Annotated in this window: 23 protein-coding genes; 12 read left to right on the top strand and 11 right to left on the bottom strand. The window is 41.7% G+C overall.

What is annotated here, in order from left to right; all coding sequences use genetic code 11:
• Positions 1-123: 123 nt before the first annotated feature.
• From QE404_RS12925 to QE404_RS12910, 4 genes are read right to left on the bottom strand one after another with little or no spacing between them, the layout of a single operon-like run.
• Complete coding sequence (locus tag QE404_RS12925; protein WP_307451073.1) at positions 124-1527, bottom strand: TolC family protein; 1404 nt, start codon at positions 1525-1527, stop codon at positions 124-126.
• Positions 1511-2824, bottom strand: coding sequence for an HlyD family secretion protein (locus tag QE404_RS12920; RefSeq protein WP_307451071.1), 1314 nt, complete (start codon positions 2822-2824; stop codon positions 1511-1513). Before QE404_RS12920 ends, QE404_RS12925 begins: the two co-directional genes overlap by 17 nt.
• A gap of 10 nt (positions 2825-2834) precedes the next feature.
• A complete protein-coding gene (locus tag QE404_RS12915) occupies positions 2835-4499 on the bottom strand; it encodes a peptidase domain-containing ABC transporter (protein WP_307451068.1) in 1665 nt (554 codons plus the stop codon).
• Positions 4500-4504: 5 nt separating this feature from the next.
• Positions 4505-5176: a TetR/AcrR family transcriptional regulator gene (locus QE404_RS12910; protein WP_307451066.1), complete on the bottom strand. Its 672-nt coding sequence runs from the start codon at positions 5174-5176 to the stop codon at positions 4505-4507.
• A 96-nt stretch (positions 5177-5272) separates the two neighbouring features.
• On the opposite strand from QE404_RS12910, the gene QE404_RS12905 reads away from it, so the two are divergent.
• The 4 genes from QE404_RS12905 to QE404_RS12890 all read left to right on the top strand — a co-directional run bounded on the left by QE404_RS12905 (position 5273) and on the right by QE404_RS12890 (position 9443).
• Entirely contained in the window at positions 5273-5413 is a 141-nt protein-coding gene (locus tag QE404_RS12905) for a hypothetical protein (RefSeq protein WP_307451065.1), read from the top strand.
• 73 nt (positions 5414-5486) lie between these two features.
• Positions 5487-6677 carry an ADP-forming succinate--CoA ligase subunit beta gene (gene sucC, locus QE404_RS12900; protein WP_307451062.1) on the top strand — a complete coding sequence of 397 codons (1191 nt, stop codon included), beginning with the start codon at positions 5487-5489 and terminating at the stop codon, positions 6675-6677.
• A 109-nt stretch (positions 6678-6786) separates the two neighbouring features.
• Positions 6787-7230, top strand: coding sequence for a hypothetical protein (locus QE404_RS12895; RefSeq protein WP_307451059.1), 444 nt, complete (start codon positions 6787-6789; stop codon positions 7228-7230).
• A 14-nt stretch (positions 7231-7244) separates the two neighbouring features.
• Complete coding sequence (locus QE404_RS12890) at positions 7245-9443, top strand: reprolysin-like metallopeptidase (RefSeq protein WP_307451056.1); 2199 nt, start codon at positions 7245-7247, stop codon at positions 9441-9443.
• Between the two features lie 46 nt (positions 9444-9489).
• Here the strand turns inward: QE404_RS12890 and QE404_RS12885 are convergent, their stop codons facing one another.
• Complete coding sequence (locus QE404_RS12885; protein ID WP_307451054.1) at positions 9490-10371, bottom strand: mechanosensitive ion channel family protein; 882 nt, start codon at positions 10369-10371, stop codon at positions 9490-9492.
• 93 nt (positions 10372-10464) lie between these two features.
• On the opposite strand from QE404_RS12885, the gene QE404_RS12880 reads away from it, so the two are divergent.
• A complete protein-coding gene (locus QE404_RS12880; protein ID WP_307451053.1) occupies positions 10465-11100 on the top strand; it encodes a peroxiredoxin in 636 nt (211 codons plus the stop codon).
• A gap of 100 nt (positions 11101-11200) precedes the next feature.
• On the opposite strand, the gene QE404_RS12875 is transcribed toward QE404_RS12880, so the two are convergent.
• The 3 genes from QE404_RS12875 to QE404_RS12865 all read right to left on the bottom strand — a co-directional run bounded on the left by QE404_RS12875 (position 11201) and on the right by QE404_RS12865 (position 14707).
• Positions 11201-11791: a hypothetical protein gene (locus tag QE404_RS12875; RefSeq protein WP_307451051.1), complete on the bottom strand. Its 591-nt coding sequence runs from the start codon at positions 11789-11791 to the stop codon at positions 11201-11203.
• Between the two features lie 128 nt (positions 11792-11919).
• A complete protein-coding gene (locus QE404_RS12870; RefSeq protein ID WP_307451049.1) occupies positions 11920-12435 on the bottom strand; it encodes a PepSY domain-containing protein in 516 nt (171 codons plus the stop codon).
• Between the two features lie 82 nt (positions 12436-12517).
• Complete coding sequence (locus QE404_RS12865) at positions 12518-14707, bottom strand: TonB-dependent siderophore receptor (RefSeq protein WP_307451047.1); 2190 nt, start codon at positions 14705-14707, stop codon at positions 12518-12520.
• A 174-nt stretch (positions 14708-14881) separates the two neighbouring features.
• Between QE404_RS12865 and QE404_RS12860 the strand changes: the two genes are divergently transcribed.
• Positions 14882-15946, top strand: coding sequence for a Gfo/Idh/MocA family oxidoreductase (locus QE404_RS12860; protein ID WP_307451046.1), 1065 nt, complete (start codon positions 14882-14884; stop codon positions 15944-15946).
• 33 nt (positions 15947-15979) lie between these two features.
• Here QE404_RS12860 and QE404_RS12855 read toward each other — a convergent pair whose 3' ends face one another.
• The gene (locus QE404_RS12855; protein ID WP_307451044.1) at positions 15980-17860 is read right to left on the bottom strand and encodes an ABC-F family ATP-binding cassette domain-containing protein; all 1881 of its coding nucleotides are present in this window, start codon (positions 17858-17860) and stop codon (positions 15980-15982) included.
• Positions 17861-17968: 108 nt separating this feature from the next.
• Between QE404_RS12855 and QE404_RS12850 the strand changes: the two genes are divergently transcribed.
• On the top strand, positions 17969-19105 hold the full coding sequence (locus QE404_RS12850; RefSeq protein ID WP_307451042.1) for an 8-amino-7-oxononanoate synthase: 1137 nt from the start codon (positions 17969-17971) through the stop codon (positions 19103-19105).
• Here the strand turns inward: QE404_RS12850 and QE404_RS12845 are convergent.
• A complete protein-coding gene (locus tag QE404_RS12845) occupies positions 19102-19965 on the bottom strand; it encodes a glycoside hydrolase family 25 protein (RefSeq protein WP_307451040.1) in 864 nt (287 codons plus the stop codon). The genes QE404_RS12850 and QE404_RS12845 overlap by 4 nt on opposite strands.
• A 65-nt stretch (positions 19966-20030) precedes the next feature.
• Between QE404_RS12845 and QE404_RS12840 the strand changes: the two genes are divergently transcribed.
• The 5 genes from QE404_RS12840 (at position 20031) to deoC (ending at position 24528) form a co-directional block, all read left to right on the top strand.
• Positions 20031-21293: an NAD(P)/FAD-dependent oxidoreductase gene (locus QE404_RS12840; RefSeq protein WP_307451037.1), complete on the top strand. Its 1263-nt coding sequence runs from the start codon at positions 20031-20033 to the stop codon at positions 21291-21293.
• Positions 21290-21961 carry a tRNA (guanosine(37)-N1)-methyltransferase TrmD gene (gene trmD, locus QE404_RS12835; RefSeq protein ID WP_307451035.1) on the top strand — a complete coding sequence of 224 codons (672 nt, stop codon included), beginning with the start codon at positions 21290-21292 and terminating at the stop codon, positions 21959-21961. The genes QE404_RS12840 and trmD overlap by 4 nt, the downstream gene beginning before the upstream one ends.
• A 369-nt stretch (positions 21962-22330) precedes the next feature.
• Positions 22331-23254, top strand: a complete 924-nt coding sequence (locus tag QE404_RS12830) for an endonuclease/exonuclease/phosphatase family protein (protein WP_307451033.1) — start codon at positions 22331-22333, stop codon at positions 23252-23254.
• 49 nt (positions 23255-23303) lie between these two features.
• A complete protein-coding gene (locus tag QE404_RS12825; protein ID WP_100075499.1) occupies positions 23304-23774 on the top strand; it encodes an Lrp/AsnC ligand binding domain-containing protein in 471 nt (156 codons plus the stop codon).
• A gap of 10 nt (positions 23775-23784) precedes the next feature.
• A complete protein-coding gene (deoC, locus tag QE404_RS12820) occupies positions 23785-24528 on the top strand; it encodes a deoxyribose-phosphate aldolase (RefSeq protein ID WP_307451031.1) in 744 nt (247 codons plus the stop codon).
• 54 nt (positions 24529-24582) lie between these two features.
• Here the strand turns inward: deoC and dusB are convergent, their stop codons facing one another.
• Positions 24583-25578, bottom strand: a complete 996-nt coding sequence (dusB, locus tag QE404_RS12815; RefSeq protein ID WP_307451029.1) for a tRNA dihydrouridine synthase DusB — start codon at positions 25576-25578, stop codon at positions 24583-24585.
• Positions 25579-25600 lie beyond the last annotated feature (22 nt).

Here is a 25600-nt window from a genome sequence, read left to right as displayed (position 1 = left end):
ACCAAAAGCTTATTCTATCCCTTTCAAAGCCTGAACTCTGAAAGGGATATTTGTAATTTAGCAGTATGAAGCTGATGTGAATCTGAAAGTAAAATCATCAGTTCGCTTTTTGGGCAGAGATTTTTAGAACTGGAAATTTTCTTTCATCCACTTCAGTTTATTATAGCTTTTCAGGAACTTATTATTCAGCAGGATGAACTTTTCCTGTGCGTCAATCATCTTATTTTCTCTTGAATTGATCAGGAACAGAGAGCTTTCTCCATTGCTGTACCTTGTTTCCTCTGCCTGAAGCAACCGCTGGTAATTCGTCAGGTTATTCCGGGCAATATCAATCTGGGAATGATAGTTCAAAATCTCATTTTTATACGTCTGTATTTTTGTTTCGATCTCCCTTCTTTTCACCTGTGTGTCCAGTGCATTCTGTTCTATTTTGATTTTTGCGATCTGGTAATTGGCTTTAGCTTCCCTTTGGAAAACCGGTATTTCCAGCTTAAGTCCGTACTGGAAGTTATTATCGAAAAGCGGAAGGTAATCTGCCTGGTAATTTTCCTTATTGAAAAAATTATAGGTAAAATCCAGTTTAGGCAGGAAGCTTTGCCATTTGAGCCTCTTTTCGCTTTCCAGGATATTCCCTTTCTGAAAATAATACAGCACGGATAAATGGCGATCAGGATCCTGGGCCTCCATATGCTGAACCAGCATTTCAAAATTGCTGTACGCCTCACTGTTGTGCATCCTGTCAGCAGGATAGATCATGGCTGTCATGTCATACATCTCCTGATTATCTTTCCAAAGAAACAACTGTAGGTCCTGTGTGCTTTTTACGAAATTCAGGAAAGCATCCCTTTCCTGCAGCTGGAAGCTTTGTAGCTGTGAAGCTGCCTCTACCGTATCAATGGCTGGCCTTTCCCCGAATTCATAGGTTCTTTTCGTTAATTCCAGACGGCTTTTATTAATGGCAACCGCCCTTTGCTGAAGGCGGTAGATCTCAAAATTCTTTACCCACTCCCAGTACGTGTTTTCAGCTTCAAGGAGAAGGTCATTCGTAAGCACTGCCTGTTCTGCCTCTGTCATTTTAAGCGCATATTTGGCCTGCTCCAGCATAGCTCTTCTTTTATCGTACAAAAGATTTTTTGCCAGCGGGATGGTGATGCCGAACTGATATAGCCCTCCCTTGGTATCGCTGTTATTGATTTTCTCTCCGTCAAGGTAATTATAGCTTGCCGTAAGATCGATTCCGTACCAGGTCGGAATCCCCAATTCAAGGTTCTTCTGCCTGTAATATTGTACCCCGTCTATATTTTTTTCTCCGAGCTTTCCTCCGAGCACAGGATCAAAATTACCTCTGGCCCGTGTGATCTCAGATTCTGCAATGCTGTTCTGAAGCTGATATTTGATCGCAAGAGGATGGTAAGCCTTTACAATGGCAATAAATTCTTGGGCGGAAATCCTAAGCGAATCCTGCGCTGAAAACAGCTGAGAGAATAACAGTGTAAAAATAATGATGATCCTACTTCTGTTTTTCATTGCTGCCGGTTTTTTCAGTTTTAACTTCGTAATAATCCGGAGGGAATCCGTTGATGTTCCTCCATAGTTCATACCATACCGGTACATCATTGAGAATGGCAATTCCCTGTACGCCCGTTCCCATTTTAATCTTCGGGGGCCATTTTTTTTCTGTTTTATCTTCAATAACCAATGCTTTGAAAAGGCCGTTTGCGCTGATGTTGCTTTCAACGGCAATCACCTTTCCTGCAAAAATGCCGTAACTGGAATCCGGCCAGCCGGAAAATACAATAGCCGGGAATCCGTCAAATACACACATCACCCTTTGTCCTTCCTTGATCAGCGGAAGATCTACAGGTTTGATGTAAATTTCTACGGCATAATCCGTTGTTTTAGGTACAATGGTCCCGATGCTCTCCGTTTCTTTCAGGATTTCTCCGATTCCGGCCTTATTCAGCTGAACAATCTGCCCGTCCTGGGAAGCTATGATGAAGTACAGGCCCTGACGGAACTTGTAGTTGGCTACCTGGTTTTCAAGCTTGGCAATATCGCCCTCGCTGCCTTCAATCTGGCCCATGCTCTGGAACCGTTCTCCTTCCGTTTTGCTGAGTTTTTCGGTATAATCCTGAATGACGGAATTTTGTTCGATTCCCGTGTTTACGATTTCCTGTCTTGTCTGGGCCACTTTATTTTCTGATGCCGTTTTTTTGGCAATGGCATTCTGGTAGGAAATGCTGCGCTGCTGAAACTGAGTAAGGGAAACCAGTCCTTCATCATACATTTTTTTCTGCCTAGCAAACTGGTCTTCGGAGAGCTTGAGTTCATTGGCAGCGGCGGCAAGCTCAGCTTCTTCACCGGCAAGCTTGTTTTTAAGCTGGCTGATTTTAATCTGAAGCTGGTTCAGTTTAAGGTCCTTGGCTGTAGCAAGTGCCTGGAGCTGGCTATTGGTAGTTCCCACTTTGGCTTCATAATAATCCCGTACTCCTTTTTTAGCCTCTACCTGCTGTTGCGTCCTCTGGACCAGCAGCGGATCAAAATAATCATCTTTTACCTCAGAAAGCTGCAGGATCGTATCTCCCTTTTTCACATAATCCCCGTTTTTCACATACCACTTGATGATCTTACCGGGAATAGGCGAGTTAAGCTGCTGCGGACGCTGCTCCTGATATAGGGAAGTAACGGTCCCCATTACTTTGATATTCTGGGTCCATGGAAGGAAAAGCACAACCACTGCGGTAAGGAAGATAAATAAGAACCATCTTTTTACCCGCGATTTTTTATGGATGTTGTATATGTTATCAAAAGACTGAATTTTCATACCTGTATTTTTAAAATAAACTTTTTATCGTTCCGTTTTCCATATGCAGGTGCTGGTCTGCATGTTTCATGATATCCGGATTCTGGGAAACAATCACAACCGTAGTCCTTTGTTTGATATCCTGAAGGTACTGCAGCATTTTATGCTTGAATGTTTCATTCATGCCGTCAATAGGGTCTTCCAGCAGTAAAAGCCGCTTATTGCCCATAAGTGCCCTGAGCAGAAGGATTTTTTTCTTTGAACTGAATGAAATTTCAGGATCCGTTTCGCTGATCTCAGTAAAGAATCCGCTGGTAAAGAGGTTTGAAATGTTATCGGCACCAATCTGCTCGGAAAGATAGAGGATGTCTTCTGTAGTGCTGGTTTCATTACCCAAAAGAATATTGTCCTGTACGGTGCCCTGGATGATCCTCATGTCTTCAAGGTATACGCCTAGCTCGCTTCTGAGTTTGTTTTTATTAATATTTTTCAGCGGGATTTTATTGAACAGCACACTTCCTGCCGACGGTTCATAAAATCCAGCCATCATATTGAGCAGAAGTGACTTTCCGGATCCCAGTTCACCTGAAATAACGGTAATGCTGTTTTCCCTGATGGTAAAGTTGATATTCTGGAGGATATGCACATTACTGTTAAAGTTGAAATCCACATCTTTAAACTCAATTTCAATTCCTTCATCTTTTTGGGCCAGGACGATTTCCCCGTTTTTCTCTTCTGCCAGTTCAGTTACTTTGGTCAGTTTCGCCAGCGATGCAATGACATCATAATAACTCTCCAGGCTTACAATAAGTTTCTCAACAGCTGCCATAATGCTCAGTACGACAATCTCAGTGGCTATAAATGCACCGATGTTAAGTTTCTGGTTGACCAGGAGATACGTGCCGATAACCAGCATGGCAAGGGTGATAATCACTTTAAACGCAATGATGGTTTTATACTGGATGACGAGAACCTTGAAATGCGATGTCCTGTGGTCCAGGTATCCCATCACTCTTTCATCAGCACCTTTCAGGTGTTTTTCCGTTTCGGAATTGATTTTAAAAGTTTTTACCGAAGCGGCTACATCCTCGATCCATGATGCCGTTTCATACTTTTTATCACTTTCATCCAGGCTGGATTTAATTCCGCTTTCAAGGGTAAAATTAAAGATCAGCACCACGCTTAGGACTACCAGTGCACCAAAAGCAAGAAACCACGGATGGTAAAAGGACAACAGCAGGATTCCGAAGAGGATCTGGATGATAGCAGCCGGAATTTCAAGTAATATTTTCGAGATCCCTTTCTGAAGGTTCTGGGTATCAAAGAAGCGGTTCACCAATTCAGGCAGATAATATTTCCGGGTGCTTGATAAATTGACTCTGGGAAGTTTTTCAGCAAAGGCAATGGAAAATTCAACAAAGATTTTCTGTTGGATCTTCTCAATGATCTGCATGACTTTCAGCCTGAAAAAACCTACCAGCCATGTTCCGATAACCACAAAGAAGATCAGGATGTAAATAGATGTTGCCATGGTGGCGCCCATCACAAAACTTACGATAGACTGTATCCCTAGCGGAACGCTGAGCTGCACAAGACCGCTGAGGATAGCATAAAAGTAAATATTGGTTACATCCTTTTTTTCTTTGGTGATGTATCTGAAAAGTTTGTATCCTTGTTCCCTGGGTGTTGTTTCCATACAGTTTATATAAGGTTAAAGGTTATATGTCTGAGGTAGTTAAGTACATATCTCTGATGCTCTTTTCTTTCAGCGTTATCGGTGAGTTTAGGCAGATGTTCACTGAAAAACTGCTGATCGTGCGCGGTTTCCAGCAGGGTACTGGCAAAAGAACGCGGATAGGCAAAGCCCGGGCTGGCATCTGAAATGATATCCGCAATAAATCCGCACAGACTCTTTAAAGGATTGAAAACCATCTCCTTGTTGATGACGTCCACATCTTTTACATGATAGGATTTGCTGCTTTCTGAAATAACGATGGTATGAAGCCTTGAAAGGTTATAATCTTCAATGTGGTCATGCGTCTCATCATTATGCGTGATAATTTCCAGGATCTTTTCCATTTTCCGGTGCGGGTCTTGAAGTTCCAGCAGCCTTTGCTTGGAAATGAATTCTATGTAAGACCAATACCAGTTCAGGATGTAGGTAAGCAGTTTATGCTTTGATGAGAAGTACCTGTAGATAGTCGCTTCGGTAGAGTTGATCTTCTGCGACAGCTTTTTAAAGGTGAAATGCTCAAAACCGATCTCGTAGATCAGGTCTATGGCATTTTTAACAATGGATTTGCCTACGGTACTGGTCTCGGGGTCCTTGAGGTATAAATGTTCGTTGACTCTAAATTTTACTTGAAATTCCATAAGTGTAAATGACTCATGAAAAATAGCAAAATACATACCAGTTATAATAAAACAATCTTTAAAGATAGTAATACTATTAAATTTAATTTAAATTCAATGGAGCTAAGATTAGAAGTGGTTGGGAACAATACAAATCTGTTCAATTTCAGCGAAACAGGGAGGATATTAACAGGCCATTTCATCCTTAATTATTTTTACCGGTCTGTACTCAATGGTAATGAGTTAAAAGATGAATAAATTCTTTCCTGCCTTATTCATTTTTATTAAATTTGTCAACCTTTAACTATTAAAATAAAATAATAAAAATAATATGAATCTTCACGAGTATCAATCAAAAGAGATTTTATCAAAGTATGGAGTAGCGATCCAACGCGGTTTCGTAGCGAATAACGTAGACGAAGCTGTAGCTGCTGCTGAAAAATTGACTGCCGAAACAGGCGCTCAGGGCTGGGTGGTGAAAGCACAGATCCATGCCGGTGGACGCGGTAAAGGCGGTGGTGTAAAGTTTTCCCCGAATATGGACAAGCTGAAGGAAAATGCACAGAACATCATCGGGATGCAGCTGATTACTCCGCAGACTTCTGCTGAAGGTAAAAAAGTGAATTCTGTTTTGGTTGCGGAAGATGTATATTATCCGGGAGAATCTGAAACGAAAGAATTTTACGTTTCCATTCTTTTAGACAGGGCTGAAGGTAAAAATACCGTAGTATATTCTACAGAAGGTGGAATGGACATCGAGCATGTTGCTGAAGTAACTCCTCACCTGATCCACAAAGAAATCATTGATCCTGCTTTGGGCCTTCAGGGATTCCAGGCTAGAAAAATCGCTTTCAACTTAGGACTTGAAGGAAATGCGTTTAAAGAATTTACAAAATTCATTACTTCTTTATACAATGCCTATACCGGAATTGATGCTTCTTTATTTGAAATCAACCCTGTACTGAAGACTTCAGATAACAAGATTATCGCTGTAGATGCTAAAGTAACTCTGGATGACAACTCATTATTCCGTCACAAAGACTTAGCTGAACTAAGAGATACAAGGGAAGAAGATCCAATGGATGTAGAAGCAGGTGAGGCGGGTCTTAACTTCGTGAAACTGGATGGTAACGTTGCCTGTATGGTAAACGGAGCAGGTCTTGCTATGGCTACTATGGATATCATCAAATTATCCGGCGGTAACCCGGCTAACTTCCTGGACGTGGGAGGAACAGCTGATGCTCAGAGAGTACAGACTGCTTTCGGAATTATCTTAAGAGATCCTAACGTAAAAGCAATCCTGATCAACATCTTCGGAGGTATCGTAAGATGTGACAGAGTAGCTCAGGGTGTTGTAGATGCCTACAAAGCAATGGGAAGCCTTCCTGTTCCTTTGATCGTGAGACTTCAGGGAACAAATGCTGTTGAAGCTAAGAAACTGATCGACGAATCAGGCCTGCCGGTGCATTCTGCCATTACCCTGGAGGAAGCTGCCAATAAAGTAAAAGAAGTTTTAGCATAAGTGCTTGACCTATCATACAATTAAGACCGCCTTTTAAAAAAGGCGGTTTTTTTATGGATTGCATTTTATCCGGGAAAATTTGTTATTTTTACTATAACTCACTGTTTATATGAAAATATATTTATTTTTTCTTGGATTTCTCTTCTTACAATGCCAGTCTCAGAATGGCCGGAAATCAGCAGTGCACACTCAGAATATCACCTTTGAAGACCGTACCCATTATTCATTTTCCGTAACCAGGGATTTTCTGATCATTGATTCCCAGGAAAAAATGGACGGTATATTTACACTCATCCATCAGAAAAGCACCGGAAACCGTCTGGCGCCTATTCCTGCTGTCATTCCCGGGGAAACCTATGTTATCGTAAAGCCGGAACTTAAAGACAGCAATGACGTACATATTGAAGCTATTTCTTTGAACGGAAATACGCTTGTGCTGAAAATCAAGCCCTTTGATAACCCTGATTTTGACCCCAGAAGTCGGGCTAACCCCAGTATTTTACTTAAGCTCAACGGAGATATTAGGTTTGAAAACATTAAATGGACCAACTAAATCGAAAATAGATTATGAAAAGCAAGACATTTATTATTTTGGGGTTGCTCATGGCGGCCCAGGGTTTCGGGCAACAGAATTACTGGTCGAAGCTTAAAGACAACCGGATTAGTCCGGAAAATCTGAATCCAAGGTGGACCAACCCCAATACATTTGCCCTCTATCAGTTGGATACGGAGCATATGAAAGCAGAACTGAAAAAAGCACCTCAGCGTTTTTCCAGAGATGAAAGCCTGGTCATTAAATTTCCGGATTCGGAGGGTACTATCAGAGACTACATCGTACAGGAAGCCTCTGTAATGGAACCTGAATTACAGGCTAAATTTCCCAAAATCCGTGCTTATACCGGCTGGCAGAAGAACCATCCTGAAAATACCATCCGTTTCAGCATCACACCGGAAAACGGGATGAACGTTATGTATTTTGATAACTGGGACATCAGCTACCTGGACAGCTATACCAAAGATAATTCAACATTTATCCTCTATAAAAGAAAAGACCTGCCGAAAAATGACCGGCTTTTTGAATGCCATGTTGAAGAAGGACTGGAAGCACTTGCAAATAATGACTCAGCGAATAAAGCACCATTGGTGGCAGACGGACAGTTCAGAACGTACAGGCTTGCCCTGTCGGCAACAGGGGAATATACGGCATTTCATGGCGGAACCGTAGCCGCTGCGATGGCTGCGATGGCTACTACAATGACCAGGGTGAACGGGATTTATGAAAAAACGATTTCTACTACGATGGTCATGATTGCTAACAACAATCAGATTGTATATACCAACGCTTCTACGGATCCGTTTACGAACGGCAGTCCGGGGGCCATGATTAATGAAAATCAGACGAATACAAATTCGGTAATCGGCTCTGCAAATTACGATATCGGGCATGTTTTCGGTACCAACAGCGGAGGGCTGGCCGGGCTGGGCGTCGTATGCCTTTCCGGAAATAAAGCCAGAGGGGTTACCGGTTCGGGAGCACCGGTTGGTGATCCTTTCGATATTGATTATGTGGCACACGAAATGGGCCATCAGTTCGGAGCCAACCATACATTCAGGGCAGCCACTTCTTCGTGCCAGGGTAATGCCAATAATAGTACGGCCTATGAACCGGGAAGCGGAAGTACCATTATGGCGTATGCAGGCATCTGCGGCTCTGCCAATAACGTTCAGAATAACAGCGATGCCTATTTCCATGCGGCAAGCGTTCTTGAAATGTATGCCGTTTTACAGCGGGCTAATGATTGTGCTACTAAAATTTCCAATGGAAATTCCGTTCCTGTTGCAGATGCAGGTGCAGATTACAATATTCCTAAGGGGACGGCTTTTGTGCTGACAGGAACAGGAAGCGATCCCAATGGCGACACACTGACATACCTGTGGGAGCAGTATGATAACACCTCCAATACACAGCCGCCGGTTTCTACAGCTACCGTAGGACCTGTTTATCGTTCACTCATCCCCACAACATCCCCTTCAAGATATTTTCCGATGCTGAGTTCTGTTGTGGCCAATAACCTGGTTCCTAAATGGGAGGTTACGCCAAGTGTAGCCAGAACGCTGAACTTTTCCCTCCTGGTGAATGATAACAAGCCTACCGGAAACCAGTCTGCAAGGGATGCTATGGTCGTAACGGTTACAGATGACGGACCTTTTACAGTGACTTCACAAACCAATAACAGCCAGTATGATGCTGCTGTGCCGGCAACAGTTACCTGGAATGTGGCAGGAACCAATGCAGGAACCATCAATACACAAAATGTAAGCATTCTGCTGTCTAAAGACGCCGGGGTAACATTCAATACGGTACTCGCGGCCAATGTACCGAATAATGGTTCGGCTATGGTCAGCTTTCCGAATGAGGATATTGCTTCTGCCCGGATTATGGTAAAAGCGGTGAATAATATTTATTATGCTTTAAATTCATCACCTTTTTCGGTAAAGAAATCAACGCTAGCTACTGCCGAGACCAAAACAAAAGCCTTCTCCATCTATCCGAATCCTTCCCATGAAGAAGTGAATATCATTTTGAAAAATGCTCAGAAAGCAGAATATTCTCTTTTTGATGCTTCCGGAAGGCTGGTGAAAAGCGGAAGTTTCAAAGCAGAAACGAAGGTAAGGGTTCATGATCTTACCAATGGAAATTACGTTATCAGCCTTGTCCTTGATAATGGGGATAAAGTCACGGATAAACTGATTATAAAAAAGTAATACTTTACTAAAATGAGAAAAAGCAGCTGTTAAGCTGCTTTTTTAATTATTGGTCCTGATTTTTGGTCGATATATCTCCGCCGTTGATGTTAATGCTGGTAGGCGTAACGAGATGTATGCCGTCTGCATCAAGACGTTGTTTTATTTTCATATAGGCTTCGCTTTTCACCTGCATCATATTGGCTCCAACTGCCATCCAGAACTTGGCCTGAAGGTTGAAGACGCCCTGTTTCAGATCGGTGAAAATCACTTCGGCAGTATCATTGCGGTCAATATTATCAAGGCTCTGAATAACTTCCAGGATACCCTGCTGTGCCTGAGCCAGATTCTCATCCGCCGGAATATCAAAATTAAAAATGATTTTTCGCTGAGGGGAAGCCGTAATATTGGAAAACGGAGCATTGAAGATGACCTGATTGGGAATGTATACTTTCTTACCGTCATCACTGATGATCTTTGTAGTAAGGAAACCAATTTCCGATACAGTTCCGGAATTCGACCCGATGATAACATAATCACCAACCTTAAATGCTTTGTCAATCCCGATAAGCATACCGGAAAAAATACTTGACACGAGATCTTTAAGCGCAACCCCTGCGATAACACCGGCAACCCCCAAACTCCCTATAAATTTCCATAAAAATCCGCTGAATCCCATAATTTCAAGCGCGATAAACGTTCCCATGAGCACAATCAGAAACCTGAATATGCTGATCAATGTGACCAGTGAACTTTCTTTTTTGCTTTTAGGAAAGAATTTATGAAACAGTTTTACCGCAATCTTGCTGAGGTATTTACTGGCAAACATAAAAAATAAGAAAACAGAGATCCCTACGATCAGCTTTGGTGTTATTGCTGCAAATTTCAGGTACCAGTTTTCTAAAACATTGTAAACGACATCAATATAACCTAATCCACTTTTTTCCATATGGCAATATAATAATAAGTAAAATTTTTAACAAAAATTTTGCCAGTTTCAAAAAGTCTATTAAATTTGTAGACTAACAATAAACAAAGTATTATGTCGATAAAACTAGGAGATACCGCACCCGATTTTCAGGCTGAAACATCATCCGGGCCTATCCGTTTTCATGAATTTTTAGGAGATTCATGGGGAATTCTGTTCTCTCATCCGGCAGATTACACGCCTGTCTGTACTACAGAACTTGGATACACTTCAAAACTGAAATCAGAATTTGATAAGCGTGGAACCAAGGTCATTGCCCTGAGTGTAGATGGAGTAGAAGACCATCAGAACTGGATTAAGGATATTAATGAAACACAGGAGACCGATGTGCAGTTTCCGATTATTGCAGATAAAGACCGGAAAGTCTCTGAACTTTATGACTTCATCCATCCTAATGCATCTGCCACTGCTACCGTACGGTCCCTGCTGATCATCGATCCGCAGAAAAAAGTGAGGCTGATTATCACCTATCCGGCTTCTACAGGAAGAAATTTTGATGAGATTCTCAGGGTGCTGGATTCACTTCAGCTGGTTGATTCGCATAAAATTGCCACACCTGTTAACTGGAAAGATGGGGATGATGTTATCATTCCGCCTGCCGTAAGTACCGAGGATGCCAGAGTACTGTTCCCAAAAGGAGTAAAGGAAATTAAGCCTTATCTGCGATATACTCCTCAACCTAATACCTGATTGATTTGATTTTTTATAGTTTAGTTTTAATTGAAAAAGCGCATCGGAAATCATTCCGATGCGCTTTCTCTTGTAATGTATGTGTATGTGAAGTGAGTGATTATTTTACATCATTGATAACTTCTCTACCTTTTGAAGTTGGAAGATAGATCTGGAAACCAAGTCCGAAAGTGATTCTGTTGGTATATCCACCGTTACCGAATCCGGCATTAGCGTCATATTTTACTAAACCTTCAAGACCGATATTCGGTGTAATGAAGTAAGAGTAACCAGGACCGAAACCGAAGTTAAGACCATTGGAAGAAGAACCACCTTTAGAGATGGAAGTACCTCCAACACCTAAGTTACCTTCGAAGAACCATCTTCCGTGGTTAAGAAGATTATCTACTCCCTGCTCTCCCGGAGAAAGATAGTAACGGCCTAATGCCCCAACGTTATACGTAAATGTAGTAGGTGAATCTTTAGCTCCGCTGAAGCCTAAATCTACGTAACCACCTACCGCTACATTGTCCTCAACAAAATAAGCACCTTTAGGCTGAATGGCAAAATTATATCCACCACCACTATTCAATCCGAAATTTGCTCCTACTAGGTTACCACCTACCATCCAGTTTCCTTTTTGAATTTGAGCATTTGCAGTAGATACTAATCCGGCTACTGCAAGTATACCTGTAAAGATTAATTTTTTCATAATTTATAATTTAATAGATAATTTATTATTCTAGGTCTTGGGAAGAACAATAAATGTGCCACAACAAAAAAAAATGAGATTTTAAAGGCTTTAACAGGAATCCGGATTAAAATTGTATATTATAATATTTATATAAATAAAAGAATAATTGAAACAATGAGTCCTGCAATGGTGAAAATCATACCGCGCTTGAAAGCTTTTGTTTTGGGTTTGAACATCCAGAAACTGGAGATGACAAAAAAGAACAGGGAAATCCCGAAAAAGGTGTTTAGGAGAGACAGGGAGTCTTTAGACTGGGATTTGTGAAGCTTGGTCATTTTATCCAGGACAAAAGGCAGTTCTTTCTTGTCATACTGAGCCTGGCCTGTAACTGAATTATAGGTTCCCTGCTTAAAATACAAAACGCCGTTTTCCGTTTTCTCAACCTCCAGGTTTTTTATCTTAAGCTCTTTGCCGAGTTCTTTTTCAGACAGGTTTTTAGCAACAACCTTATCATAATGTTTTTCCTTTTTCAGGAAATCTGTATCCCGGTAGACCAGCATGACACCGCTGATGGCATATACGGCCATGATTCCTGCCAGAAAATAACCCAGATACCTGTGGGTAATACGCATAAAGCTTCTTGTATCTTTGATCTTATCCATAGATGAAATTTTTGTTTTTTTTAATGAGCAGGTGGAAGAAAACTGCTTCTTCCACCTGGCAAATTTAATGTTATTTAACTGATCAGAGCTTATACGTCACAGTGAAATAAACGTTTCTCGGCATGATGGGATTGACGGAGTAATTTTCATGAACGTTATAGTTCACTACGTCAAACAGGTTGCCCAGCTTTCCCTGAACCATTAATTTTTTCCATTGATATCCAAGGCTTAGATCCACAGTAGTAAATCCGCCAACATCAATCATTCTGGTTACCTGTGACTGTCCCTTTACATCATTCCATCCCGCTTTCCGGTCTCCGGTATAGAATGCACTGGCACCGATGACCAGCCCTTTCGCAAACTCGGTAAAGGTATAGAAAGCTGAAGCATTGGCAGTAAAGGCAGGCGTTCTTACCAGTCTTTGGTCTTCTACAAAACCGTCATTCGGCGTTTTTGTGTATACGGCATTATTATAAGATAATCCGCCAATTAAAGACAGGTTTTTGGTCGGGTTTCCGGTAAGGTCCAGCTCTGCACCCCGGCTTCTTACCGCACCGGCATAAATCCTGAGGGTAGTATCTCCCGTAGGATTGTTAATTGGCTGGGTATAGGTATTATTGTTGTTGATCTGGTATACGGAGAGATTTACAGCAATCGCATTGTTCCAGAGGTTCTTTTTAATCCCGAGTTCATATTGATCTACGGTAGATGGGTCAAGGGCTCCTCTGGTATAAAAGTCAAATCCGGCATTAGGAACAAATGAGTTGGTATAGGTGGCAAATACAGAAAGATTCTCATTCGGGTTGTATACCAATCCCACCTTAGGAGAGAATGCATGATTTTTGGTTTCAGCGCTGACGGCAGGAATTTTGGTTCCCGGAATAAATATATTATCAGTGGATTCTCCATTCGTCAGATAAGAATAGCGGATCCCTGCGAGTAATTTTACAGATTTGGTCAGTTCAACAAAATCCTGAAGGTAAACCCCGAAGCGTTTGGTAGGAATTCTTCTTCTGTATGACCTGTCAGCAGCAGGCATTGTAACTTCATTAGTCCATGTTGCAGGATTATTCAGGTATAGTGTACCGAAATCTCCGGAGCTGATCGCATAGGTATAGTTGTCCGCCTGGTTATAGTCTCCATCTGTACCTACCAAAAGTTTGTGGTTTACTTTTCCGGTTTTAAATTCCCCGTTGAGGTTTACCTGAAGCGAAGTGTAATTCTGTTCATTGTACGTTCTTCCTACACTTCTCTTCCAGCTTGGGTTGAGGTTGTTTTTGGAAGAGTCATAATTCCATTGGATCCTTTCGGTAGAAAAATAATCTTTAGTATAGTTCTGATAGGAAGCTACGGCATTCAATGTCCAGCTGTTACTGAATTTATGATTGAGGATAACATCCGTAGTAGCCTGTTTGTTGGTCTGGTATTGCCAGTTGGCACCCAGGAACTGCTTCCTGTCAATCTCTGTAGCCAGCCTCGAAATACCGGTTGCTCCATCTACCACGCTTCCGATACCGAAATCCGGCGTAAACTGATGCTGAAGGTAGTCTCCTTCTACGATAAGCTGTGTATTTTCGCCGATGTTGAATACAAAAGAAGGGTTAAAATAATGTTTCTTAGATTGTACGATATCCCTGAAACTTTCTGCATATTCATAGGTGCCGTTCATCCTGAATGCAATGCTTTTGCTCAAAGGACCGTAAACATCTACCGTAGGTTTGTATGCATTCCAGCTCCCCGCACTGAATCCAAGTGTACCCCCGAACTCAAACCTCGGTTTTTTAGTAATCAGATTGACAATTCCGCCAGGTCCTACATTTCCGTACAGCATTGCATTGGCTCCTTTCAATACTTCAACTCTTTCAAGGCTGGTTACCTCAGGAAAAACACCGCTGTTTACCCTGGCTCCGTTCTTGAAGATATTGTCATTAGCAAATGTGAATCCCCGTCCCCCGAAACTGTCCTGTGAACCTCCTCTGGCAGACGTAAGATAAATCCCGTTAACATTTTTTATCACATCACTCAGCTGCCTGGCCTGTTGCTGCTCAATAATCTCATGGGTAACAATCGCAATCGGCTGTGGATTTTCCATGACCGTAAGATTCGATTTTGTGGATAGTGGCTTGGCCTTGTTCGGATTACCGGTTTTGTGAAGATTAATATCCTCAATAGTCTGAATTCTCACCGTATCCGTAACAGGAGCATATTTCATTTGAGAATATGCCGTTGAGGTCATCACGATAAGTCCTAATGTGATAAAGTTTTTATTCATAGCTTATTTAGAGTAATTTTAAATAATGCGCAAATGTAAAAAATTAGCGGACTTTATTTAGAATGGTTAAAAATAAAAAGTATGATTTTTATCATACCCGATTCTGTTATGGATGAAACACTTAAAAATCCTCCTAAGACAAAAGTTTATGATATATTTGTTAAAAAATAGAGTATGCAATTGGTAAAAGCAGGCCTTTGTGCCTTTGGAATGAGCGGTAAAGTATTTCATGCTCCTTTTCTTAAAGAGCATCCCGGATTTTTCCTGGCTGCTATTGTGGAGCGAAGCAAAAATGATTCTGCGGAAAAATATCCGGATGCCACCATTTACCGTTCCGTAGAAGAAATGCTGGAGCAGCAGGATATTGAACTTGTGATTGTCAATACTCCTGTACAGACTCATTTTGAATATGCAAAAAAAGCCCTGGAAGCCGGAAAACACATCATTGTTGAAAAGCCTTTTACCGTGAATGCTTCAGAAGCACAGCAATTGGTAGACCTCGCACAAGAAAAAGGACTTTTCATCAGTGTATACCAGAACCGAAGGTTTGACCGTGATTATCTTCAGGTGCAGAAAATCATCAGTGAAAAAAAACTTGGGACTATAAAAGAAGCAGAAATCCGTTTTGACAGGTTCCGTAAGGATCCGAGCGGTAAAGAGCATAAGGAAAATCCCGAACAGGCTGGTTCCGGCGCATTGCACGATTTAGGTTCACACTTAATTGATCAGGCAGTTCAGTATTTTGGAATGCCGGACCGTATTTTTGCCGATGTATTTTCCATGAAAGGGGAGGCCTTCGCCAACGATTATTTTGAACTGATTCTTTTTTATCCGGACAGGCTAAGGGTTCGTTTAAAATCTTCTGTATTCAGTAAAGAAGCGCATTATGCCTACACTATCCACGGTGACAGAGGAAGCTTCCTGCAGGAAAGATCGGACGATCAGGAAAATGAGCTTGCTGCGGGTGCGATTCCGGAGTATGGTACTGCATGGACAAAACCTTTGACACAAGCGGACGGAATATTAAATTTCATCAATGAACGTTCAGAAACTGAAAGGCAACTTACCTTCAGCGAACCCGGCAACTACATGAATTATTACCAGCAGATTTACGAATATATGGTATTCGGATATGCACTGCCGTCACAAGGCATTGAAGTATTGCAGAACATGAAGATTATTGACGCGGCACTGGAGAGTGCGCGGGAAGGGAAGATCGTTGATGTAGTTAAAAGTTAAGAATTATGAATGGAATCAGATAGCTGTAGCCGCTTAAATTTCCTGAAGTTCCAGCCAGCGCATTTCATACCCGTCCAGTTTTTCTGAAAGGGCTTCCAGCTCGGCAGAAAGTTTTGATATTTTCTCGTAATCCGCTTCATTGTTCAGCTGTTCCAGAATCTTAGCGCGCTGCTGCTCCAGCTGTGGCATCTCCTTTTCAAGGGTTTCCAGTTCGTGCTGCTCTTTGAAGGAAAGCTTTCTTTTCTTAGGAGCAGTGGTGTCCTTTACAGGTATCTGTTCCTTTACAGGTTCCGGCTTCGCGGCAGTTTTCTCCAATGCTTCTTCGCGGCTTCTGGCCTCGCGGTATTCTGAGAAGTTTCCTGAAAAGTCTTTGATTTTTCCATTGCCTTCAAATGCCAGGATATGGTCTACGATCCTGTCCATGAAATACCGGTCGTGGGAAACAATGATCAGGGAACCCTGAAACTGCTGAAGGAAGTTTTCCAGTACGGTTAGCGTCGGCAGGTCGAGGTCATTGGTAGGTTCATCAAAAATCAAAAAGTTAGGATTCTGGTACAAGATGTACATCAGGTGCAGCCTTCTCTTTTCACCTCCGGAGAGTTTTGAGATGGGAGAATATTGCGTCTGATCATCAAAAAGGAATAGCCTCAGGAATTGGGATGCAGATAAACTCTTGCCATTAGCCAGAGGATAATATTCTGCTACTTCCTTGATGAAATCAATGACTCTCTCATCCTCTTTGTAGGTAAGTCCCTTTTGGGAAAAATAACCGAAAGAAATGGTTTCTCCTGTCTCAATGGTTCCCGAATCAACTTTTTCAAATCCCTGGATAATGTTGAGCAGCGTAGATTTTCCGGCTCCGTTTTTTCCGATGATCCCTACTTTTTCACCCCGCTGGAACTGGTAGCTGAAATCCTTCAGCAATACTTTGTCCCCAAAACTTTTATCGATATGGTGAAGCTCAAGAATCTTACTTCCTAAACGCTTCATTTCAAAATCCAGCTCCAGTCCCTGTTTTCGGGTATCTGTCTTGGCTATTTTTTCAGTTTCGTAAAATGAATCGATCCTGCTTTTGGATTTTGTAGTCCTGGCTTTAGGCTGCCGGCGCATCCACTCAAGTTCTTTCCTGTACAGGTTATTAGCCTTGTCAATGGTTGCATTAAGGTTGTCCTCACGGATCATCTTATTCTCCAGGTAGGTTGCGTAGGCGCCATTATGTACATACAGGTTTCTGTCTTCCATCTCCCAGATGATATCACAGACACTGTCCAGGAAATACCGGTCGTGGGTAACCAGCAGAAGGGTTATTTTAGCTTTATTGAGGTAGTTTTCCAGCCATTCCACCATTTCCACATCCAGGTGATTGGTCGGTTCATCCATGATGAGAAGGGTATGCCGGTGTTCTGCTCTGGTTTCCGTAAGAAGCTTTGCCAGGGCAACTCTTTTGATCTGCCCTCCTGAAAGCGTTCCCATCTTAGCCTGCAGATCGGTAATTTTAAGCTGGGAAAGGATTTGTTTCATTTCATTTTCCAGGTCCCAGGCTTTATGGACTTCCATATCGGCCAGGGCTTTTTCAATGAAATCCTGGTCCGTGGAATGGAGCGACCGGTGGTAGTTTTTAAGCGCCATGATAGGCGGTGAATCCAGCGTCATCATGAATTCATCCACTGTGAGCGCAGGAGCGTAATCAATTTCCTGATCAAAAAGTACTACCTGGATATCTTTATTGATGTTTACCGTTCCGCTATCCGCAATTTCCTTTCCCATAAGGATTTTCAGCAGCGTAGATTTCCCACTTCCGTTTTTTGCAACAATGGCAATTTTATCGCCCTCATTAATGTTGAAAGAAATATTTTCAAATAACACTTTTATTCCGTAAGACTTGGTCAGGTTTTCAGCAGCAACGTAATTCATTTCCGTAAAGATTTCGTAGCGCGAAAATACAAAATATTAAAGTCTGATGCAGATAAATAATCGGCAGGCCTTTTTTTACCGGGATTTAATGTAATATTGTATGTTGATATGCTGCGTGAATTCAGAATCTACCGCAAAGCTGCTGAGCTTCCCGAAAACTGGAACAGTACAGTCGGTATTCAAAATATCCTGCTTACCAGGGAATATTTTTCGGCACTTGAAGAGTCGGGCCCTAAAAATATGGACTGTTATTTTGCAGGTTTTTTCTTGAACGGTGAGCTGGTAGGCGGTGCATTGTTCCAGTGTCTTGATTTCCGACGGCATTCCACATTCCAAAAAGATACAGTTTCTTTCAGCATCAGGAATGTTTTAACCCGGCTATTCAGTAAGAATGTGATGATCCTGGGAAACAATATGCTGACCGGCCAGAATGGATTTTATTTTAATCTTTCCGGAATATCCGCAGGTGAAGTAATTTCATGGATTAACGAAGCTTCACGCCATATACAAAAGATGGCAGGAAGAACGTCTATTGTCATGTTTAAGGATTACAGGCCGGATTTTGCTGCATTCTTTAACCAAAAAAGCTACCGTCATTACCACCGCTTTTCTGTGCAGCCTAATATGGTATTAAGCCTGCGGCCGGATTGGAAGTGTTTTGAAGATTACTTAAATGATATTTCGAAAAAATACAGGGCCAGGGCAAGAACAGCAAGAAGAAAGCTTGAAGGGATACATGTAAGGGAGATGGATCTTCATCAGGTCACAAGCCAGCGCATCCGGATTAATGAGCTGTATTACCATGTTGCGGAAAATGCTCTATTCAATACGTTCTTCCTTGCTGAAAACCATTTTGAGAGCATGAAAGTGCACCTGGGTGACCATTTCAGAATATTCGGATATTTTTCTGGTGAAGAGCTCATCGGATTTTATACCCTGATTTTGAATCACGGAGATGTGGATACCTATTTTTTAGGCTACGACAAGAATCTGCAAAAACCTAAACAACTGTACCTTAATATGCTTCTCGATATGGTTGAATTCGGTATCCGCCAGCGTTTTAAAAGGATTATTTTCGGGAGGACCGCACTGGAGATCAAATCAACCGTTGGTGCAGCTCCGGTAGAGATTGTCGGACTGATCCGCCATACCCATCCGGTTATTAACCTGTTTATGGAAAAGGTTTTCTCTTCTGTCAGTCCGAAAGCGGATTGGATACAACGGAATCCGTTTAAAAAAGACTAGTCTAAAGTAAGGCTTTTTAAGGACCACGTACTTCCGTTATAGATGTTCAGGTCGACTTTGGTATTGATTCCGTATACGATGCCGTTTTCTGTAAATTGCCAGAAATTCCAGTTGGCATCCGGGGAAGGCGCAGGAACATCATTGTAATTGGCCAGCCAGAGGGGATAATCATCAAATTCGCCTTTCAAAAAATCTTTGTAATAGTGATAATACGTATAAAGAATAGGCTTTTGCCCGTAGGTTTCTTCAACAATCTTACACCACACTTTTAAATCTTCCACCAGCTTATCACGGGTTTTCCGTCTTGGGATTTTTTCAATATCCAGGATAGGAGGGAGGTCTCCGCTCTCCAGCCTCACATTATCCAGGAAATTATTCGCCTGGATGACGGGATCTTCATCTGCACGGTAAAAATGATACGCTCCGCGGATCAGTTCATGTTTTTTGGCTTGTTGCCAGAATTCATCAAAATGCCGGTCTGCGCTGCGGTTTCCCATAGTGGCTCTCATGACGACAAATTCAAGCGGGATTGTCCTGTTTCCTATACTCAGGCTATCCCACTGGATGTCTTCTTTATTCTGGTAATGTGAAATATCGAAGCCGTATGTTTTGTCCAGGTTATCCGTGATGATCCTCTGTATTCTCAAGGATTCCGTTTCTGTGTTGTGCAGCTTCCTGTGCGTGAATTTATTAAAGTAGAGGGCGTAATAATAACTTACCGAATGCTTAAGATAAAATCCCGTTCCGATCAGGGCTAAAATAAGTACGACCAAAACCACCCCGCGACGGAACAAATAATTCTTCCGTCTGGCCTTATATCTTTTTCCGGCAGTGTTTTTGAAGGACTTTTTCCTGGGCATAAAGTTTTACAAAACTAATTCTTTCACCAGTAAAATGCTAAATAAAATCAGTAAATTTGTCTGCTATGGAAACACGCGAAAAAATCATCATTATCGGAGGAGGATTTGCGGGACTGCAACTTGCAAAGAAGCTTAATAACAAGAATAAAAAAGTGATCATCCTGGACCGGGTGAACCACCATATGTTTCAGCCGCTCTTTTATCAGGTTGCATGCGGAAGGATAGAGCCGTCCAATATTTCCTTTCCTTTCAGGAAGATTTTTCAGCGTTCCAGGAATACCCAGTTCCGCCTTACGGAAGTCAAGGAAATTGACACCGTTAATAATAAAGTAATTACCGATGAAGCAGAGTTCAGCTATGATAAAGTGATCATAGCTACCGGCTGTAAAACGAATTTTTTCGGTAACCGAGATTTGGAAAACCGGGCTTTCGGTATGAAGAATACCCAGGAAGCTATCAGCATCAGAAACCATGTGCTCATGACCTTTGAAAAGCTGATCCTGGAGAAGAGCCGCAGCGATGACGGAAACTGGAACATCGTTATTGTAGGCAGCGGACCTACCGGTGTTGAACTTGCCGGCGCTTTTGCTGAAATGAAAAAGGAAATTTTACCGAGAGACTATCCTTATATGAACTTTAAGCATCTGGATATCATTCTCATAAGTTCCACGGAAAAGCCTTTGGCCGTTATGAGCCAGGAAGCCCAGGACAAATCTGAACAATACCTGAAGGAATTGGGCGTAACTTTCATGAGCGGTGAATACGTAACGGATTACGACGGTGATAAAGTGATCATGAAAAGCGGAAAGGAAATCCCTTCCAATAATGTGATCTGGGCAGCGGGCGTTACCGGAAATGTAATTGACGGATTTCCTCTTGAAAAGCTGGTTAAAAACAGGTATATCGTAGACCGTTTCAATAAAGTGCAGGGATACGATAATGTTTATGCTATAGGAGATATTGCCTATATGGAAACGCCTAAATATCCGCAGGGGCATCCTCAGGTAGCCAATGTAGCCATTACACAGGCACGGAACCTGGGTAAAAACCTCCTGCGAAAAAGCAGGAATGAATGGAATGAGTATGAATATGAAGACAAAGGTTCCCTGGCAACCATAGGTAAGCACAGGGCGGTGGTAGATCTTCCGTTCATTAAGTTCCAAGGGTTGCTGGCCTGGTATTTCTGGATGTTTTTACACCTTATGCTTATCCTGAGCGTAAGAAATAAGCTTGCCATCTTCTTTAACTGGATGTGGAGCTACTTTAATAAGGATTCGTCCTTAAGACTGATTATTTTACCCAATAAGAAAAACGAAACGTTACAATGAGAATTGATATTATAAGTGTACTTCCGGAACTGATGGAAAGCCCGTTCAGGACATCTATTTTGAAAAGGGCAATGGATAAGGGGCTGGCAGAAGTACATTTTCATCATTTGAGAGACTGGGCTGTAAATAAGCATAAGCAGATCGATGATGAGCCTTATGGAGGCGGTGCGGGCATGGTGATGATGGTGGAGCCGCTGGATAAGTGTATTTCCGAACTCAAGTCCCAAAGGGAATATGATGAAGTGATTTACCTGACGCCTGACGGACTTACGTTAAACCAGAAAATAGCCAATTCTTTATCCATAAAAAATAATCTGATATTCATCTGCGGTCATTATAAAGGAATTGACCAGCGGGTGAGGGACCTTCATGTAACCAAAGAGATCTCCATAGGCGATTATGTACTTACAGGAGGCGAGCTGGCAGCATGTGTGCTGGCCGATTCTGTGATCCGCTTGCTGCCCGGTGTACTCAATGATGAACAAAGTGCCCTTACAGACAGTTTTCAGGATGATCTTTTGTCGCCGCCAATTTATACACGGCCTGAAGTATATAAAGGTCTTGAGGTTCCTAAAATCCTTCTCAGCGGGAATTTTCCTAAGATAGAAGAATGGAGGCATGATGAAGCGGTAAGGATAACCAAAGAGAAACGACCTGACTTATTATAAAAACAACCCCGTTGCATTAATCAACGGGTTTTTTTTATTTCGGAGAGATTAAATTTTTCGTATTAGAATAAAAATCGGATTTTTAGCCTGGATATATTGATTTTACCTGTTTATTTTAAAATTAAATAGATTATTATTCTTTAAATCTGTTTGTTTATATGTATTTTTTAATTTTAATTGTTTCAAAATATCATCGTGTGATAAATAAAATAAATTTTAAATCATTTTTTGATTGATATTATTCATTGGTATTCTATTTAAAACATATAAATTTAATATCAATATCTTGTAGATTAATAGAGTATATTAGAAAAAAAATAATAAATTTACATTCTGAAAATTAGTGTAAGTTTTAAGACATGCGTATTAATGCAGTTGTTCACTTTTTATAATGTAGAAAACTTATTTCTGCCTGATCCGAAACCTGTTCATCCGTCTGATCCTACTGCATCAGGATTGCGGAACTGGGATGAAAGGAAATATCAGAACAAGATTTTTAAGATTGCACACGTTTTTCAGATGATGCAGGAAAATTATGGCGAACTGCCCTTCATCGCGGCTCTTTCTGAAGTATCCGGAAAGAAAGTTTTAGAAGATCTTGTTTCAATGCAACCCTTCTACAACCGTTACGGGATTGTACATTACAATTCTAAGGATGAGCGGAAAGTGGATGTAGCCATGCTGTATAATAAAATTAAAGTCAGCGTAATCGATTCTGAAGCCATTACGTTTCTCTTTGATATTAAAAACAAAAACACAGGAAATTACGACACAACAAGGGATGTTCTTTACTGCAAAGTAAAATATGAAGAGGAGTTGATCAACATTTTTATTGTGCATCTCCCTTCACAGAGAGAAAAAAACATCAATAAGCCTAAAAGGAATGTCATCCTCAGGGAGATCCAAGACCGGATTTCAGGCAGGATAAAGGAAGGGGAAAAGGTGATTTTGTGTGGTGATTTTAACGAAAACCCGGATGATGAAAATTTAGTTAAGGTTCTCTACGGCAACAGCGGTGAAAAAATATTAGTCAATCCTTTTCAGGAGCTGTTTTACAAAAGAAATTATTCTACTTTTCATTACAAATCTGGATTGCTGTTTGACCAGATCCTGCTGTCGAAATCTTTTTTTGACGAAGATGGTCTGTGTTTTCAGGGCGCTGAGGTATTCAGGCCTGAAAAGATCAGCAGCCGGGACAAAAGGTTTCAGGGAAGACCTTTCCGGACGTATGCCGGTACCCGGTATCTGGGAGGATACAGTGATCATTTTCCGGTTTTGGTAACATTTAAATAAAATGGAATAAAGGTTTAAGCAAAAACATAAATAGCAAAAAGTAGAACAGATGAAAAATTCAGCTAACACTAGTTATCATTTAGATTCAATCGACAAAGAAATCATCTACATGTTGATGGACAACGCCAAAACTTCGCTGGCACACATTTCTAAGAACGTAGGTATTTCTACCACTGCAGTACACCAGAGGATTAAAAAACTGGAACAGGCAGGGGTGATTGAAAATTCAATTTCTTTCCTGAATCCAAAAAAAATAGGGTATAAGGTGACCTCATACATTGGTGTATTCCTGGATCAGCCAAGTCATTATCCGGACATGGTAAAATCCCTGAATGACATTAATGAAGTGGTGGAAGCCCATTATACCACCGGAAATTATACCATTTTCCTGAAAGTTTTGTGTAAGGATAACGATCACCTGATGCAGATCCTGAGCAAACTTCAGAAGCTGAAAGGAGTAACAAGAACGGAAACTTTCATATCTTTGGAGCAGGGTATTTACCGACAACTGAAAGTGTAATCGAAGACGTATGAACATCGCTCAATATTTGGATTCAACCTACCTGAAAACTCCGCAACAGTCGGGGATTTCTGAAGAAGAAACAGTACAGAAAGACAGGGAACTCGCACAGGAAGCCATAGACCATGGTATTTTTGCCGTGATGATCCGTCCGGACTATGTTTCGGAGATCAAAAAATACATTCAGGAAAGGAATTCCAATGTTGCAGTAGGAACGGTCATCGGTTTTCATGAGGGCACTTACAGCATTGAAGAGAAGCTTACCGAAGCCTCTAAAGCCATTGAAGACGGTGCGGATGAACTAGACTTTGTGATCAATTACAAAGCTTATCTTCAAGGGAATCACGAACTTGTAAAAGAGGAATTCCTTAAATGTACGGAACTTGGCCTCAGGCATCATAAAATCGTTAAGTGGATTATTGAAATAGCGGCTCTTACCGATACCCAGATTGCGGATCTTACCCAGAAAATTTCAGGCTGGGCGGAACATCATTTCGATGAGCAGGATTTGCCGCGTATTTTCGTGAAATCTTCAACAGGTTTCTATGAAACCCAGGGAGGAAAGCCTAATGGGGCTACTTTCGAGGGAATCCGGATTATGCTTGATCATGCAGGTAAACTTCCCGTAAAGGCAGCCGGAGGAGTCAGAACTCCTGAGGATGCTGAAAAAATGATCAGAATGGGCGTAAAAAGAATCGGTACTTCCTCTGCACTCGCATTAATGAAGGATCAATCTTCTGCAGAAGATTACTGACGGAAAGAAAAACTCACAAAACAAAACCCATCATGAAATGATGGGTTTTATATTTTATACCTGTTCCTGATAATGGGTGTAAAATTCCTGTGTTTCCGAGATTAATGCATCCATTTCTGCGAGGGTGAAAACCTCAAGGAATTTTTTCCTGAATTCTTTGAAATGAGGAACGCCACGGAAATAATTGCTGTAATGCTGTCTCATTTCTACAAGTCCCAACCGTTCTCCCTTCCATTCCACACTCCATTCCGCATGCTGCTTCACCGCAAGAAGACGGTCGGAAATGGTCGGCTCAGGCAGGTGTTCACCGGTCCTGAAGAAATGCTTGATTTCATTAAATATCCATGGATACCCTATGGCTGCACGGCCGATCATAATACCGTCGCATGCATATTTCTGTTTGTACTCCAACGCTTTTTCCGAGGAATCAATGTCACCGTTCCCGAAAATAGGAATTTCAATATTCGGATTCTGTTTAATTCTTGATATATGCTCCCAGTCTGCTTCACCCTTGTACATCTGAGCACGGGTCCTTGCGTGTATGGTCAGCGCTTTAATTCCGGTTTCCTGAAGACGTTCAGCAACTTCATCGATATTGATGGATGTACTGTCCCACCCCAGGCGTGTTTTTACGGTAACCGGAAGATGAGTAGAACGCACTACTGCCTTGGTAAGCCGGACCATCAGGTCGATATCTTTAAGCACACCCGCTCCTGCACCTTTGCAAACTACTTTCTTTACCGGACAACCGAAATTGATATCCACAAGATCAGGATTTACGGTTTCCACAATCCTTGCTGACATGGCCATGGCTTCTTCATCACCTCCGAAAATCTGTATCCCCACCGGTCTTTCATAATCAAAGATATCCAGTTTCTTGCGGCTTTTGATGGCGTCGCGAATCAGTCCTTCGGAAGAGATAAACTCTGAATACATCAGGTCTGCACCGTGCATTTTACACAGCCTTCTGAAAGGTGGGTCACTAACATCCTCCATCGGCGCCAGCAGAAGCGGGAATTCCGGAAGCTCTATATTGCCAATTTTTATCATGGTGCAAATTTACGAAACTTTC

Origin of the sequence: Chryseobacterium camelliae, assembly GCF_030818575.1 — a bacterium.
Lineage (GTDB): Bacteria > Bacteroidota > Bacteroidia > Flavobacteriales > Weeksellaceae > Chryseobacterium > Chryseobacterium camelliae_A.
This window is presented reverse-complemented; position numbering and strand designations above follow the sequence as displayed.

Excerpts from the sequence above, each read along its gene's own strand:
- QE404_RS12870 (WP_307451049.1), bottom strand. The coding sequence starts at position 12,435 with ATGGATAAGATCAAAGATACAAGAAGCTTTATGCGTATTACCCACAGG.
- QE404_RS12840 (WP_307451037.1), top strand. The coding sequence starts at position 20,031 with ATGGAAACACGCGAAAAAATCATCATTATCGGAGGAGGATTTGCGGGA.
- QE404_RS12880 (WP_307451053.1), top strand. The coding sequence starts at position 10,465 with ATGTCGATAAAACTAGGAGATACCGCACCCGATTTTCAGGCTGAAACA.
- QE404_RS12845 (WP_307451040.1), bottom strand. The coding sequence starts at position 19,965 with ATGCCCAGGAAAAAGTCCTTCAAAAACACTGCCGGAAAAAGATATAAG.
- trmD (WP_307451035.1), top strand. The coding sequence starts at position 21,290 with ATGAGAATTGATATTATAAGTGTACTTCCGGAACTGATGGAAAGCCCG.
- dusB (WP_307451029.1), bottom strand. The coding sequence starts at position 25,578 with ATGATAAAAATTGGCAATATAGAGCTTCCGGAATTCCCGCTTCTGCTG.
- deoC (WP_307451031.1), top strand. The coding sequence starts at position 23,785 with ATGAACATCGCTCAATATTTGGATTCAACCTACCTGAAAACTCCGCAA.
- QE404_RS12905 (WP_307451065.1), top strand. The coding sequence starts at position 5,273 with ATGGAGCTAAGATTAGAAGTGGTTGGGAACAATACAAATCTGTTCAAT.
- QE404_RS12825 (WP_100075499.1), top strand. The coding sequence starts at position 23,304 with ATGAAAAATTCAGCTAACACTAGTTATCATTTAGATTCAATCGACAAA.
- QE404_RS12875 (WP_307451051.1), bottom strand. The coding sequence starts at position 11,791 with ATGAAAAAATTAATCTTTACAGGTATACTTGCAGTAGCCGGATTAGTA.
- QE404_RS12920 (WP_307451071.1), bottom strand. The coding sequence starts at position 2,824 with ATGAAAATTCAGTCTTTTGATAACATATACAACATCCATAAAAAATCG.
- QE404_RS12850 (WP_307451042.1), top strand. The coding sequence starts at position 17,969 with ATGCTGCGTGAATTCAGAATCTACCGCAAAGCTGCTGAGCTTCCCGAA.
- QE404_RS12895 (WP_307451059.1), top strand. The coding sequence starts at position 6,787 with ATGAAAATATATTTATTTTTTCTTGGATTTCTCTTCTTACAATGCCAG.
- QE404_RS12925 (WP_307451073.1), bottom strand. The coding sequence starts at position 1,527 with ATGAAAAACAGAAGTAGGATCATCATTATTTTTACACTGTTATTCTCT.
- sucC (WP_307451062.1), top strand. The coding sequence starts at position 5,487 with ATGAATCTTCACGAGTATCAATCAAAAGAGATTTTATCAAAGTATGGA.
- QE404_RS12885 (WP_307451054.1), bottom strand. The coding sequence starts at position 10,371 with ATGGAAAAAAGTGGATTAGGTTATATTGATGTCGTTTACAATGTTTTA.
- QE404_RS12890 (WP_307451056.1), top strand. The coding sequence starts at position 7,245 with ATGAAAAGCAAGACATTTATTATTTTGGGGTTGCTCATGGCGGCCCAG.
- QE404_RS12860 (WP_307451046.1), top strand. The coding sequence starts at position 14,882 with ATGCAATTGGTAAAAGCAGGCCTTTGTGCCTTTGGAATGAGCGGTAAA.
- QE404_RS12865 (WP_307451047.1), bottom strand. The coding sequence starts at position 14,707 with ATGAATAAAAACTTTATCACATTAGGACTTATCGTGATGACCTCAACG.
- QE404_RS12830 (WP_307451033.1), top strand. The coding sequence starts at position 22,331 with ATGCAGTTGTTCACTTTTTATAATGTAGAAAACTTATTTCTGCCTGAT.
- QE404_RS12915 (WP_307451068.1), bottom strand. The coding sequence starts at position 4,499 with ATGGAAACAACACCCAGGGAACAAGGATACAAACTTTTCAGATACATC.
- QE404_RS12855 (WP_307451044.1), bottom strand. The coding sequence starts at position 17,860 with ATGAATTACGTTGCTGCTGAAAACCTGACCAAGTCTTACGGAATAAAA.
- QE404_RS12910 (WP_307451066.1), bottom strand. The coding sequence starts at position 5,176 with ATGGAATTTCAAGTAAAATTTAGAGTCAACGAACATTTATACCTCAAG.